Genomic DNA, 13,608 nt, shown 5'->3' on the forward strand with positions numbered 1-13,608 from the left:
CTGACGGCATGGAAAAAACTTGTGATGCGGGTATCAACAGTGAGACGAAGCGCCCGTCGCGCTCGCGAAACCGATAGACTCGGACGTAGTCAATCGAGAGGTGCGAGTGTCGCGTCGGGCGACGCGGAGCGCGTGGGTCGCGTTTATATTCCCGGCCTCGCCCTCCGCGCCGACCGCCGGAGAGAGCGCGTCAGACCGTGGCGTCCGCACGCCGACCGGCCGTTCCCCCCAGCCCGAGGAACTCGTCGAACGTCGTCATCTCGGCCGGCGTCACGCCGAACTCGCCGACGTCGTTGTGGTCGACGGTGTTGTCCACCTTCAGCGAGCGGTACTGGTCGGAGTCCATCGGGAACCCGACCGACCCGAGGACGGTCAGTCCGACTCGCGCGAGCGGCATCGGGAGCGGGACGATGCGTATCGACTTCCCCTCGGCGGCGTACACCTTCCTCGTGATGTCGGCGAGGGTGAGCACCTCCGGGCCGCCGATCTGGTACGTCTCCCCGACGTGTTTCTCCTCCTCGACGGCGTCGGCCATCATCGGTGCCAGGTCGCCGATCCAGACGGGCTGGAACGGGGTCTTGCCGCCGCCGGGGAACGGGTACACGGGGACCGCCGGGGCGACCATCCGCTTGAGGCGCTTGGGGAACGTGAGAATCTCCGCCCCCTCGCCGAAGATGATGGAGGGGCGGAAGACGACGGAATCGAGGTCCGCCGCCCGCACGGCGTTCTCGGCCTTCCCCTTCGCGCGGAGGTAGTGGGTCGGCCCGTCGGGGTCGACGCCCAGCCCCGACATCTGGACGAACCGGTCGACGTCGCCCTCCTCGGCGGCGCGCAGGAGGTTCTCGGTGCCGCCGAGGTGGACCTCCTCGTACATCTCGTTGCCCCCGTCGGGCTTCAACAGCGGCGACGGCGAGACGAGGTTCACCACCGCGTCGGCCTCCTTCACGTGACCGGCGACGGAGTCGTAGGCGGTCACGTCGCCCATGACCACCTCGACGCCGTCCGTCTCCGCTTCGTCCGGCGAGGAGGCCATGGCGACGACGGAGTGGCCGCGTTCGTCCAGTTCCCGACAGAGGTTCGAGCCGACGAACCCGGTCCCGCCAGCGACCAAGACCTTCATGACGTCACGTGTTCGGGCCGGCGCGACGTAAAAACTGCGGGCGGGAGCGGTGGAGATTCGCAACACGAACGGGGGGAGAATCGCCGTTCGTTTCGACCCGTCGCCCGGTTCGAAACGGTTTTCCACCGCCCTTCCGCACAGTCGGTATGCCGACAGAGGAAACGGGGTACGACCCGTCACTGGGTCGGAAATTCATCTTCGTCACCGGCGGGGTGATGTCCGGACTGGGGAAGGGCATCACCGCCGCCTCCACCGGTCGTCTGCTCGCCAACGCCGGGTTCGACGTGACGGCGGTGAAGATAGACCCCTACCTGAACGTGGACGCGGGGACCATGAACCCGTACCAGCACGGCGAGGTGTACGTGCTGAAAGACGGGGGCGAGGTCGACCTCGACCTGGGGAACTACGAGCGCTTCCTCGGGGTCGACATGACCTCGGACCACAACATCACGACCGGGAAGACGTACAAACACGTCATCGAACGGGAGCGCGCGGGGGACTACCTCGGGAAGACCGTCCAGGTCATCCCGCACATCACCGACGACATCAAGCGGCGCATCCGCGAGGCGGCCGCGGGGACCGACGTCTGCCTCGTGGAGATCGGCGGCACCGTCGGCGACATCGAGGGGATGCCGTACCTCGAGGCGCTCCGGCAGTTCGCCCACGAGGAGGACGACGACGACCTGCTGTTCACTCACGTCACGCTCGTCCCCTACTCGAAGAACGGCGAGCAGAAGACGAAGCCCACTCAGCACAGCGTGAAGGAACTCCGCTCCATCGGCCTCCAGCCGGACGTGCTCGTCGGGCGCTGTTCGGACCGGTTGGACCCGAGCACGAAGGAGAAGATAGCGCTGTTCTGTGACGTGCCGACGGACGCGGTGTTCTCGAACGCCGACGTGGAGGACATCTACCACGTCCCGCTGATGGTCGAAGAGGAGGGACTCGACGAGTACGTGATGGAGCGGCTCGGACTCGCCGCGGAGGCGCTCCCCCCGGCCGAGCGCGACGACACGTGGCGCACCCTCGTCACGCGCGAGCGGACCGGCGAGGTCGACATCGCGCTCGTCGGGAAGTACGACCTCGAGGACGCGTACATGTCGGTCCACGAGGCGCTCAAACACGCCGGGCTGGAGCGCGGGGTCGAGGTGAACGTCCGGTGGGTCGACTCCGACGAGATGGCGTCGGACGACGCGTCCGACGACCACGCCGCCCGCCTCCGAGCGGCCGACGGCGTGGTCGTCCCCGGCGGGTTCGGCTCCCGGGGGACCGAGGGGAAGATCGAGGCCATCCGCTACGCCCGCGAGCACGAGGTGCCGTTCCTCGGGCTCTGTCTCGGCTTCCAGATGGCCGTCGTCGAACACGCCCGGAACGTGCTCGGGCTGACGGGCGCACACTCCGCGGAGATCGACCCCGACACGCCCCACCCGGTCATCGACCTGCTCCCCGACCAGGCCGACGAGGCGGACATGGGCGGGACGATGCGGCTGGGCGCACACGAGACCGTCATCGATCCCGACACGCTCGCACACGAGGTGTACGACGCCGACGCGTGCGTCGAGCGCCACCGCCATCGCTACGAGGTGAACCCCGAGTACATCGAGCGACTGGAGGCGGACGACCTCACGTTCTCGGGGCGAGCGGGCCGCCGGATGGAGATAGTCGAGCGCGACGGGCACCCGTACTTCCTCGGGACGCAGTTCCACCCCGAGTTCCGCTCGCGCCCCGACCGGGCGTCGCCGCCGTTCGTCGGCCTGCTCGACGCGGTGCTCGACGAGTCCGACCCGCGTGAGGGCGAGGGGAGCGAGGAGGTGACGGTCTGATGGTCGACGCCGAGTCGTTCGTCGAGGAGGCCACCGCCGAGATACGCGAGGCCGTCGGCGACGCGAACGCCATCATCGCCCTGTCGGGCGGCGTCGACTCCTCCGTCGCGGCGGCGCTCGCGTACCGGGCGGTCGGCGACCAACTCACCCCGGTGTACGTCGACACCGGGCTGATGCGGAAAGGCGAGACCGAGGGCATCCGCGAGACGTTCGCGTACATGGACTCGCTGCGCGTCGTCGACGCGCGCGAGCGGTTCCTCGACGCGCTCGCGGGCGTCACCGACCCCGAGGAGAAACGCCACGTCATCGGCGAGCAGTTCATCCGCGAGTTCGAGCGCGAGGCGCGCGAGTCGGACGCGCGCTACCTCGTGCAGGGGACCATCTACCCCGACCGCATCGAGAGCGAGGGGAACATCAAGAGCCACCACAACGTCGGCGGTCTCCCGGACGCCGTGGACTTCGACGGCATCGTCGAACCCGTGCGCGACCTCTACAAGGACGAGGTGCGCGACGTGGCGCGCGCGCTCGACCTCGAGGAGGTGGTCGCCGAGCGGATGCCGTTCCCGGGTCCCGGGCTCGCGGTCCGGGTCGTCGGCGAGGTGACCGCCGAGAAAGTCGAGGTGGCCCGCGAGGCGTGTCACGTCGTCGAAGAGGAGGTCGAAGAGCACGAGCCGTGGCAGGCGTTCGCCGCCGTCATCGGCAAGGCGACCGGCGTGAAGGGCGACAACCGCGTTCACGGCTGGGTGGTCTCCGTCCGCTCGGTCGAGTCGCGCGACGGCATGACCGCCCGCGCACAAGACCTCCCGTGGGAGACGCTCCAGCGCATCCAGTCGCGAATCACCGGCACCAACGACGACGTCGCGCGCGTCGTGTACGACGTGACCCACAAGCCCCCCGCGACCATCGAGTACGAGTAGGGCGGCCGCGCGACGGCACCGTCCCGACGCGCGGCGAATGACACGCCTTTTCACCGACCGACCGCTCTCGAGAGCCATGAGTGCACACAGGGCCGTCGTCGCCGGGGCGGACGGGGAGGGCATCGCCGCGGCGCTCGAAGCCCACGGCGCGACCGTGGTCCGGGTCGAGGGCGTCGTCACGGGCGAGACGCTCGACGAGGCGGGCATCGCCGACGCGACGCTGTACGTCCTCACCGACGTCGAGGAGGCGACGAGTGTCGCCGTCGCGAAGGAGCGCAGTCCCGGGGTGCGCGTGGTCGTCTACAGTCGCGACTCCCTCCCGGAGTTCGCGGCGGCCCAGACCGACCTCGCGGTCGACCCCGACCTGCTCGACGCCGACGTGGTCGCCGAGGAGCTGACGGCGTAGCGAGCACCGATATCAAAATAGATATCTAGTGGTGCCCAATTTATTACTACTGGAGGACGAGTTCCGCCGCGATGACGACCACGAGACTACTCGCGGCCGTGCTGGCGGCGCTCCTCGTGAGCGCCGGCGTCGGCGCGGCGGCGACCGGACCGGGTAGCACAGGGGGAGTGACCGAGTCGGTGGTGGACGACCCGTCTGCGTACGCGGCCGACGCGGCGTACGCCAACGGGACGGTGACGCTGACCGTCACGGCGAACGGGTCGGGCGCTACGGGACTCGCCGTCGCGGCCGACGGGACGGCCGTCGGAACGACGGACGCGAACGGGACGATTGCGTTCGAACCGACGAACGCGAACGGGACGCTCACGGTCACCGGCGAGAACGTGACCGGCGAGTTCACCTACGCGGTCGAGAACGGAACCGTCTCGCTCGACGGCGGCTTCGAGGCCGTCGCGGAGGGCAACGAGACGAACGAGACCACCACGAACGAGACCGCGACCAACGAGACGGAAGCCGACGGACCGCCCATGGCGCTCCCGGGACCGTCCAGCGCCACCGCCTCCGCGGTCCACGAGGTCATCCGACTGTACCGCGAGGGGAACCTCAGCGAGAACACGACGCTCGGCGAGGCCGTGAGCGCCGTCGCGACCGGCGAGAAGTCGCCCCGCGACGTCGGCAAGCCGGCCGACGCCGGTCGCCCCGACGACGCCGGGGCGCCTGCGGACGAGCGCGGCAACGGGAACGGTAACGGCGACCGCGGGAACGACCACGGTGCGGACGACGACCGCGGGAAGCCCGCTCACGCCGGGAACGGTAACGGTGACGGCGACGAGGAGGACGACGAGCGGGGGACGAGGGTAACGGCAACGGGAACGGAAACGACGGCAACGGGCGCGGCAACGGCAACGGTAACGGCGGCAAGCCGTAGTCGGTGACGACGGCGAGCGAGCGCTCGCCACGCTTTTTTCGCGGGCGTCCGACGGTCCGCCATGGAACGACTCACCGACGCGCTCGCCGACCTGACGCCGGGCGAGGGCGCAGTGGAGACGGCGGAACTGGTCGTGAGCGACGACGTGCTCGTCAAGGCGTTCGCGCTCGGTCCCGGCGCGGAACTCGAGGCGCACGAACACGGCGACAGCACCAACGTCTTTCACGTACTGGAGGGGACGGTCACCGTCCTGCAGGACGGCGCCGAGGAGTCGGTCGCCGCACCGGGCGTCGTCCTCCACGAGCGGGGAGTCGAACACGGCGCGCGGAACGACACCGACGAGCGCGCCGTCTTCACCGCGAGCCTCGCGCCGATGCCGGGGAGCGGCTGACCCGCGCCGACGGCGCGACCGCTCGACGGCGGGAGAGGGGAGAACCGAGTCGGGGACGCCCGGGTCCGGGTACTGCGCTACTCGTCGACGAGGACCGCGTTCACCTGCCCCGACTGGCCGGGGCGGGAGGTGACACGGGCGGTGCCGGCGCTGGTCTCGATGACCGCGCCCTTCGTGATGATGTTCCGGCGGACGTAGTTCACGTTCGCGGGGTTGTCGTCGACCCCGAGGATTTCCGCCTCCTCGGTGCCGCCGTCGCCCGACACCTGCGCGACGTTCGTCGAGAGCGCGCGGACCTTCTGGGCGTTGCCGCGCGAGTCGATGACCTGGAACCGGGGTTCGCCGACCGTCGTCTCGGCGGGTTCGCGCCCCAACTGGTGGCGTTTCTTGTTCCGCGCGATGCGTCGTCGGCCGCCCGTCCGTTTCCGCTTGCGCCGTCCGCTCTGGTCTTTCATACCCGGAAGAACCGCCGGCGACTACTTGAATCGCTCGACTCCGGCCTCGCGGCCTGTCGACCCGCCGCACGGCGCTTGCGCGGACGGCCGTGCCGGGGTCGACCGCTCGTCTCGCCGCTCAGACCTCCTCGTCGTCCTCGATGCCGGCGTCGGTGATGCGGAAGCGCGCGCTCTCGCCGGCGGGCCGCGAGCGGTGTTTCTCCAGCGTCGCGCGCCGGCGACCGCCGCGGAACCGGTCGAGACGCACGACGACGCCGGTCCAGTGTTCGAGCGTGTTCCCCCCGAGCGGGCGGGTTCGGTCCTCGTCGGGGTCGGTGAACACCTGGTTCGTGATGAGCACCGCGAGGTCGTGTTTGCGCGCGAGCGACAGCAGGTGCGTCACCTGTCGAGCGACCTCCCGGAGGGCGTCCCCACGGGTCGCGTCGGCCGACCGCTCGAGCCGGTAGAAACCCGTCGCGGAGTCGAGGACAACCAGGTCCACCTGCTCCGCGAACTCCTCGGCGTCCTTCACCGCCTCCGCCTGCTCGTCGAACCCCATCGCCTCGGCCACGATGAGTCGGCTGGTCGCCTCCTCCACCGGTTCGTCGGTGCGCGCCTCGACGATGTCGCGGAACCGCTCCAGCGAGAGGTCCTCGGTGTCGACGTACAGCACCGACTTACCGCCCGCGGCCGCCTCGGCGGCCGCGGTGAGCGCGACGTTCGTCTTGCCCGTCGCGGGCGGGCCGTACAACTGCGTGACGACGCCGCGTTCGACGCCGCCGCCGAGCAGGTCGTCGAACGCCGGACTGCCGGTAGTGAGGGGCGCGGACACGCGAGCGTCTCGGTCGTCACCGGCTAAAAAGACCCCGAGTCGCGCGACGGCACGACCGGTCGACAGGGAGGGGACCGGCGAGAACCCACCGGCGACACGGTAAAGCCCGTCACCGACCTACCCCCGCGCGATACGTGATCGTCGTCGCCACGGAGGACTTCGCGCTCTACCACGCCGCGGTCGCCGAACTGCGCGAGCGGGGGGCCACCTTCACCACGGCCGAACTCGACGAGGACCTCCCGGAGCGCGCGGCGGTCGTCATCTCCGCCGCCGAGGACCGCGCCTCGTACCCCGACGAGAGCGTCGACCACGTCACCACGACGGCGGACGACGCTCGCGCGGGCGTCGAGGAGGCGCTCGGGGTGCTCCGGGGCGCGGACGAGCGACTCGTCGTCGGGGTCGACCCCGGCGACCGGCCCGGCGTCGCGGTGCTCGCGGGCGACACCGTCGTCGCCGCGTTCCACGTCCCGCTGGCGGACGCCGTCGAGACCGTCCGCGCCGAAGTCGAGGACGAACCGGACGCGCTCGTGCGCGTCGGCGACGGTGACCGACTCCGGAGCGCGCGCATCGTGAACGAACTGGAGGACGTGGCGGTCGAACTGGTCGACGAGACGGGGACGACCCCCTCGCTCGGCGCCGGGGCGACGGCGAAGGGCGTCGCGGACGTGCTCGCGGCGGTCAACATCGCCCGGCGCGAGGGCGAGCGTGTCGAGACGCGCGACGTGAAGCCCACGCCCGGAGAGCTCCAGCGGGTCAAGAACGAGTCGCGCGAGCGGTCGGGCGGGGAGGTGACCATCGACGCCGCGCTCGCGCGACGGGTCGCGCTCGGCGACGTGACGATGGACGAGGCTCTCGCGGAGTACGGCGAGAACGGCGAGGGCGGCGGAAAGTAGGGACTCCTCACTCCCGCCCGACGAACACCGTCTTCACCCGCGCGCCGCAGCCCGGACAGTTCAGCGTCTGCCACTTCGCGGGGTCCAGCCCGCCCATCGTCTCCGAGCGGACGGCCTCGCGCGCGGTGAACCGCTCGCCGCACGTGTCACACTCGTACTCGTGCGCGTCGCTCACGGACGACCGAACGGGCCGACGGGACAAGTCGTGTCGGGTCGCGCGACGAGGGATGGGAGCGCTACGCGCGGAGGCGTTCGCGGCCGTGGCGGTAGGCGGCGTCGAGCGCGGTGAGCACCGCGAGCGCGGCGACGAGCACCACGAGCGGCCACGACACCAGCGCGGCGACGCGCGACTCGGCGTACACGGCGGGTATCTGGACGCAGACCAGTGCCGCGAGCCCGAGGAGGAGGGTTGTCGCCGGGAGGCGCACGGGCCCGAGTTGGGCGAACACGACCCTAACCGTTGCGCCTCGCTCGTGAGGTGTACCGGCCTCGGCGGGCGCGCCTACGCGTCCGGGTCGTCGGGATCGGTCCGGTCGGCGATTCGCGCCTCCGCTCGCCGGAGCACCTCCCGGACCGGCACCCCTGCCTCGCGGGCGACGGCGGCCGCGGCGTCGTACTCGGCGCTCGCGTCGTAGGCGTCGCCGTCCGCCGCGCTCGCGACCTTCACCGGGACGTCGTACGCCGCCCCGTCGATTCGAATCTCGACCGTCTCGACCGTCCGCTCGGCGACCCAGCGGTGGGTCGTGCCCGTGTCGCGCACCCCGAGCGTACCCGTCTCGACCGCGAGTCGGCGTGCGACCGCCGCGGCGTCGGCGGGGGCACAGACCACCTTCACGAGGTGGCCGGGGCGCGACTTCTTCATCGTCGCCGGGAGCACCGTCACGTCGAGGGCGCCGGCGTCGCGGAGCGACTCGTGGAGACCGCCGAGCAGTTCCGGCGTCGCGTCGTCGAGGTTCGTCTCCAGCACCGCCACCTCCTCGCGGACGAGGCCCGAATCGTCCGCCGCCGCGTCCCCTCCCCCTGCTTCGTCCTCTCGGTCCGTCCCGGGGTCGTCCTCCTCGCCGAGGAGCGCGCGGAGCACGTTCGGTCGGTCGGGGAACGCGCGGTCGCCGGCTCCGTACCCCGACGCGTCGACGCGGAGCGACGGGAGGCGGTCGACGCCGGACGCGAGGTGGGCGAACAGCGCCGCACCCGTCGGGGTGAGCAGTTCGGCGTCGACGGGACCGCCGCGGAGCGACCAGTCGGCCCGCTCTGCGAGTTCGACGACGGCCGGCACGGGCACGGGGTAGACGCCGTGGCTGAACTCGACCTCGCCGTCGCCGGCCGCGAGCGGCGTCGTCACCACCCGGTCGGGGGCGAGGTCCGCGAGCAGGAGACAACAGCCCACCACGTCGGCGACGGCGTCGTCCGCGCCCACCTCGTGGAACGCCGTGTCCGCGAGCGGCTGGTCGTGGACCGACGACTCGGCCTCCCCGAGCAGTTCGAAGACGGCCAGCGCGTCCGCGCGGACCGACTCCGGGAGCGCCATCCCCTCGACGACGTCGACCACCTCGGCGTACGTCCGGTGGGGACCGTGGCCCTCGGCGCCGTGGTGGTGCGCGTGGTCGTGTCCGCGCGGGCAGTCGGTGTCGTCCTCGCCGTGGTGGTCGTGGCCGTCGTGCCCGTGCTCGTGCGTGTGGGTTCCGTCGTGTCCACGTGCCCCGTCGTGGGTCCCGTGGCCGTGACCGTGGTCGTGGTCGTGAGCCGCCGGCGCGTCGGCCGCGGCGTCGGTCGGGTCGTCCGCCTCGTCGTGGACGACGTGGGCGCTCGTCGCCGCGATGCCGTTCTTCACGACGGACTCGAACGCGTACGACACCGGCAGGGCGTCCTCGACGGGGGCGAGCACCGCCGGGTCGGCGCCGACCGCGACCAGTGCGCCGAGCAGCATGTCGCCGGCCGCACCCATCCGGCCGTCGAAGGCGAGCGTGCGCATGCCGGGGGACGCCGGCGCGGCGAAAAAACGTTCCGAGCGTCGGACCCCGTGGGAACGTCGCGGGCACTGTGAGTCGTGCGGAGACCAGCGCGACTCGGCCGGCGAGTCGCGGCCGAGGAGACGTGACAGCCCGTGTATGAACCCGTGATGTTTTCACGCCCGGCTACGTACCGTGAGACGGTCTCGCACGTTCCCTGGAACGGGCGGCGAATCACGGTAGCAAAGCACTTAACCGCCGCCGTAGCCCAGATTCCGCACACGAACACCTCGCATCCAACACAATGAACGAAGTCCAACTCGAAGTCGCGAAAGCCTACCCCAACGACTCGGGGAGGGGCATCGCGCGCCTCGACCCCGACACCCTGTTGCATCTGAAGCTCTCGCCGGGCGACATCATCGAGATCGAGGGCGCCGACACCACCGCCGCGAAGGTGTGGCGCGCCGACCGGCAGGACTGGAACACCGACACCGTCCGCATCGACGGGTTCACCCGACAGAACGCCGACGTGGGGATCGGCGAACGGGTCACCATCCGGAAGGCGGAGGCCCAGAAGGCCGAGACGCTCACGCTCGCGCCGCCCGAGGAGGCGTCCGTCCAGTTCGGCTCGGACGCCGCGGGCATGGTGAAGCGCCAGATTCTCAAGCGCCCGGTCGTCGAGCGCGACATCGTCCCGGTGATGTCGAGCACGAACCACCCGTTCATGCGCTCGCCGGGACAGGCCATCCCGCTCATCGCCGTCGACACCGACCCCGAGGGGGTGGTCCTCATCACCGAGGACACGGAGGTGGAACTCCGCGAGGAGCCAATCTCCGGGTTCGAGAAGACCGGCGGCGGCATCACCTACGAGGACATCGGCGGCCTCCAGGGCGAGATACAGCGGGTCCGGGAGATGGTCGAACTCCCGATGAAGCACCCGCAGATTTTCAAGAAGCTCGGCATCGAACCGCCGCAGGGCGTCCTCCTCCACGGCCCGCCGGGCACCGGCAAGACCCTGCTGGCGAAGGCGGTGGCCAACGAGACCAGCGCCTCGTTCTTCTCCATCGCGGGTCCCGAGATCATCTCGAAGTACTACGGCGAGTCCGAACAGCAACTCCGCGAGATATTCGAGGACGCCAAGGAGGAGTCGCCCGCCATCATCTTCATCGACGAACTCGACTCCATCGCGCCCAAACGCGAGGACGTCACGGGCGAGGTGGAGCGGCGGGTCGTCGCCCAGTTGCTGACGATGATGGACGGCCTCGAGACGCGGGGTCAGGTCATCGTCATCGCGGCGACGAACCGGGTCGACTCGGTCGACCCGGCGCTCCGCCGGCCGGGGCGGTTCGACCGCGAGATCGAGATCGGCGTCCCCGACGAGAGCGGGCGCAAGGAGGTGCTCCAGATTCACACCCGCGGGATGCCGCTGTCCGACGATGTGGACCTCGACCGCCTCGCGGACGAGACGCACGGGTTCGTCGGCGCGGACATCGAGAGCCTGACGAAGGAGGCGGCGATGAAGGCGCTCCGGCGCTACCTCCCCGAGATCGACCTCGACGAGGAGGACATCCCGCCGAGCCTCATCGACCGGATGATCGTCAAGCGGCGCGACTTCCGCGGCGCGCTCGCGGAGGTGGAGCCCTCGGCGATGCGCGAGGTGCTGGTCGAACTCCCGAAGATAACCTGGGACGACGTGGGCGGGCTCGAAGACCCCCAGCAGAAGGTGAAGGAGGCGGTCGAGTGGCCGCTCTCTGACCCCGAGAAGTTCCAGCGCATGGGCGTCGAGGCGCCCAAGGGCGTGCTGCTGTACGGCCCGCCCGGCACGGGCAAGACGCTGATGGCGAAGGCCGTCGCCAACGAGACGAACGCCAACTTCATCTCCGTGCGCGGTCCGCAACTGCTCTCGAAGTGGGTCGGCGAGTCGGAGAAAGCCATCCGGCAGACGTTCCGGAAGGCGCGGCAGGTGGCTCCGACCGTCGTCTTCTTCGACGAACTCGACAGCCTCGCACCCAGCAGGGGTCAGGAGATGGGGAACAACGTCTCCGAGCGGGTGGTGAACCAACTGCTCACCGAACTCGACGGGTTAGAGGAGATGGGCGACGTGATGGTCATCGGCGCGACCAACCGCCCGGACATGATCGACCCGGCGCTCATCCGCTCGGGCCGGTTCGACCGCCTCGTGATGATCGGTCAGCCCGACATCGAGGGACGCGAGCAGATACTCAAGATCCACACGAGCGACACGCCGCTCGCGGCCGACGTGAGCCTGCGCGAACTCGCGGAACTCACCGACGGCTACGTCGGCTCCGACCTCGAATCCATCGCGCGCGAGGCGGCCATCGAGGCGCTCCGAGAGGACGACGAGGCCGAGAGCGTCGAGATGCGTCACTTCCGGCGGGCGATGGAGAGCGTCCGGCCGACCATCACCGAGGACATCCTCAGCTACTACGAGGGCATCGAGGAGCAGTTCAAGGGCGGCGGCACCGAGGGACTCGGCCGCGAGCAGAGCGGCCGCATCGGGTTCCAGTAGAGGGACGGACGGGGCCCACACGGGGCTCGACGGCCCCTGCCCCTCCCGGCGGCCGAGGGTGAGCGTGGGCCCCAAGGAATAACTGGAACCGGTGCCTGGGCCGGCGCGATGGGAAGCCGACTGCGTCACCCGCTCGTCGCGCTCGCCGCCGTCGTCGCGCTGACGCTCCCGTGGCTCGCGCTCCGGGGGACCGGACTCGTCGGGACCCTCCCGACGACTGCCGTCATTCTCGCGAGCGGCGTCGCGGTCGTCGGTGCCGCGTTCGTCCTCACCTGGGGGGCCGAAACCGCCGAGGTCGACGTCCCGAGGTCGTTCGCGCTGGCCGTCCTCGCGATCATCGCCGTCGCGCCCGAGTACGCCGTCGACGCGCTCTACGCGTGGGAGGCCGGCGCGGCGCCGGGCACGCCGGCCTCAGAGACCGCCGCGAACCTCGCCGTCGCCAACATGACCGGTGCGAACCGCATCCTGGTCGGCCTCGGCTGGTCGCTCATCGCCCTCTACGCGATCTATCGCACCCGGACCGGTTCCGACACCGCGGTCGTGCGACGGAGCGGCTTCCTCGCGGACGCAGTCCGGCTGGAGCCTCGTATCAGTGTCGAGATCGTCTTCCTCGGAGTGGCGACGGTGTACGCCCTGTTCATCCCGTTCGGTGGCGGCATCGACGCGCTCGACGCGGTCGTGCTGGTCGGGCTCTACGGGGCGTACGTCGCCGTCGTCCTCAGGGGGACACCGCCCACGAACCGCAGTTGGGCGTCCCGGGCTACCTCCAGCGGCTCCCCCGTCCCCGTCGAGTCGCCGCGGTCCTCGCGATGTTCGCCTACTCCGCGTTCGTCATCCTCGTCGCCGTCAAGCCGTTCGCACGGGGGTTGGAGACGCTCGGACCCGCGCTGGGTCTCTCGTCGTTCTTCATGATCCAGTGGGTCGCCCCGCTCGCGAGCGAGAGCCCGGAGTTCATCGCCTGCGCCTACCTGGTCCGCAAGTTACGGACGACGGCGGCGTTCAACGCGCTCATCTCCTCGAAGCTCAACCAGTGGACGCTACTCATCGGGACGCTCGTCGTCGTGTACAGCCTCTCGCTCGGCTCGTACGGTCCGCTCCGGTTCAGTCAGAAACAGGCGGGCGAGATCTGGCTTACCGCCGCCCAGAGCTTCTTCGCGGTCACCCTGCTCGTCGACTTCGAAGTCAGCGTGCGCGAGGCCGTCGCCCTCCTCGGACTGTTCGTCCTCCAGTTCCTGCCGTACTTCCAGCGGTTCGAGGGGTTGTTGGTGTTCAGCGGCGTGTACGTCCTGCTCGGAGTCGCGATACTCGTCGCGCGACGCGGCCGGCTACCCGCCGTAGTGAACCACGCCCGACAGCACGGCGGCGGCCGGTCCGCGGCGTAGCACGGG

General features: G+C 70.4%; 15 protein-coding genes. 9 read left to right on the plus strand and 6 right to left on the minus strand.

The genetic code is table 11. The features are described 5' to 3' along the window. Positions 1-190: 190 nt before the first annotated feature. Positions 191-1,120, minus strand: a complete 930-nt coding sequence (locus tag AC6RUA_RS05780) for a complex I NDUFA9 subunit family protein (RefSeq protein WP_499814981.1) — start codon at positions 1,118-1,120, stop codon at positions 191-193. Between the two features lie 146 nt (positions 1,121-1,266). Between AC6RUA_RS05780 and pyrG the strand changes: the two genes are divergently transcribed. From pyrG to AC6RUA_RS05805, 5 genes are all read left to right on the plus strand, one after another. Further along, positions 1,267-2,940: a CTP synthase gene (gene pyrG / locus AC6RUA_RS05785; RefSeq protein ID WP_499814982.1), complete on the plus strand. Its 1,674-nt coding sequence runs from the start codon at positions 1,267-1,269 to the stop codon at positions 2,938-2,940. Then, on the plus strand, positions 2,940-3,857 hold the full coding sequence (gene guaA / locus AC6RUA_RS05790) for a glutamine-hydrolyzing GMP synthase (protein ID WP_499814983.1): 918 nt from the start codon (positions 2,940-2,942) through the stop codon (positions 3,855-3,857). The genes pyrG and guaA overlap by 1 nt, the downstream gene beginning before the upstream one ends. 76 nt (positions 3,858-3,933) lie before the next feature. Continuing rightward, on the plus strand, positions 3,934-4,263 hold the full coding sequence (locus tag AC6RUA_RS05795; RefSeq protein ID WP_499814984.1) for a DUF7126 family protein: 330 nt from the start codon (positions 3,934-3,936) through the stop codon (positions 4,261-4,263). A gap of 71 nt (positions 4,264-4,334) precedes the next feature. Then, positions 4,335-5,198 carry a hypothetical protein gene (locus tag AC6RUA_RS05800; protein ID WP_499814985.1) on the plus strand — a complete coding sequence of 288 codons (864 nt, stop codon included), beginning with the start codon at positions 4,335-4,337 and terminating at the stop codon, positions 5,196-5,198. Positions 5,199-5,252: 54 nt separating this feature from the next. Then, positions 5,253-5,582, plus strand: coding sequence for a cupin domain-containing protein (locus tag AC6RUA_RS05805; RefSeq protein WP_499814986.1), 330 nt, complete (start codon positions 5,253-5,255; stop codon positions 5,580-5,582). Positions 5,583-5,659: 77 nt separating this feature from the next. Here the strand turns inward: AC6RUA_RS05805 and AC6RUA_RS05810 are convergent, their stop codons facing one another. Both AC6RUA_RS05810 and radB read right to left on the minus strand, forming a co-directional pair. Then, a complete protein-coding gene (locus tag AC6RUA_RS05810) occupies positions 5,660-6,037 on the minus strand; it encodes a 30S ribosomal protein S8e (RefSeq protein ID WP_499814987.1) in 378 nt (125 codons plus the stop codon). 118 nt (positions 6,038-6,155) lie between these two features. After that, positions 6,156-6,848, minus strand: coding sequence for a DNA repair and recombination protein RadB (radB, locus tag AC6RUA_RS05815; RefSeq protein WP_499814988.1), 693 nt, complete (start codon positions 6,846-6,848; stop codon positions 6,156-6,158). 134 nt (positions 6,849-6,982) lie between these two features. Here radB and AC6RUA_RS05820 point away from each other — a divergent pair, with 134 nt between their 5' ends. After that, positions 6,983-7,741, plus strand: a complete 759-nt coding sequence (locus tag AC6RUA_RS05820) for a hypothetical protein (RefSeq protein ID WP_499814989.1) — start codon at positions 6,983-6,985, stop codon at positions 7,739-7,741. 7 nt (positions 7,742-7,748) lie between these two features. Here the strand turns inward: AC6RUA_RS05820 and AC6RUA_RS05825 are convergent, their stop codons facing one another. The 3 genes from AC6RUA_RS05825 to larC all read right to left on the minus strand — a co-directional run bounded on the left by AC6RUA_RS05825 (position 7,749) and on the right by larC (position 9,713). After that, positions 7,749-7,916 carry an FmdB family zinc ribbon protein gene (locus tag AC6RUA_RS05825; RefSeq protein ID WP_499814990.1) on the minus strand — a complete coding sequence of 56 codons (168 nt, stop codon included), beginning with the start codon at positions 7,914-7,916 and terminating at the stop codon, positions 7,749-7,751. Between the two features lie 61 nt (positions 7,917-7,977). Beyond that, on the minus strand, positions 7,978-8,169 hold the full coding sequence (locus AC6RUA_RS05830) for a hypothetical protein (protein ID WP_499814991.1): 192 nt from the start codon (positions 8,167-8,169) through the stop codon (positions 7,978-7,980). A 74-nt stretch (positions 8,170-8,243) separates the two neighbouring features. After that, positions 8,244-9,713 carry a nickel pincer cofactor biosynthesis protein LarC gene (gene larC / locus AC6RUA_RS05835; protein ID WP_499814992.1) on the minus strand — a complete coding sequence of 490 codons (1,470 nt, stop codon included), beginning with the start codon at positions 9,711-9,713 and terminating at the stop codon, positions 8,244-8,246. A gap of 281 nt (positions 9,714-9,994) precedes the next feature. On the opposite strand from larC, the gene AC6RUA_RS05840 reads away from it, so the two are divergent. From AC6RUA_RS05840 to AC6RUA_RS05850, 3 genes are all read left to right on the plus strand, one after another. Further along, a complete protein-coding gene (locus AC6RUA_RS05840; RefSeq protein WP_499814993.1) occupies positions 9,995-12,220 on the plus strand; it encodes a CDC48 family AAA ATPase in 2,226 nt (741 codons plus the stop codon). Between the two features lie 108 nt (positions 12,221-12,328). Further along, entirely contained in the window at positions 12,329-13,132 is an 804-nt protein-coding gene (locus tag AC6RUA_RS05845; protein ID WP_499814994.1) for a sodium/calcium exchanger protein, read from the plus strand. Continuing rightward, positions 13,030-13,602: a calcium:cation antiporter family protein gene (locus AC6RUA_RS05850; protein WP_499814995.1), complete on the plus strand. Its 573-nt coding sequence runs from the start codon at positions 13,030-13,032 to the stop codon at positions 13,600-13,602. Before AC6RUA_RS05845 ends, AC6RUA_RS05850 begins: the two co-directional genes overlap by 103 nt. Positions 13,603-13,608 lie beyond the last annotated feature (6 nt).

The organism is Halorarum sp. SLYT50 (genome assembly GCF_059821265.1).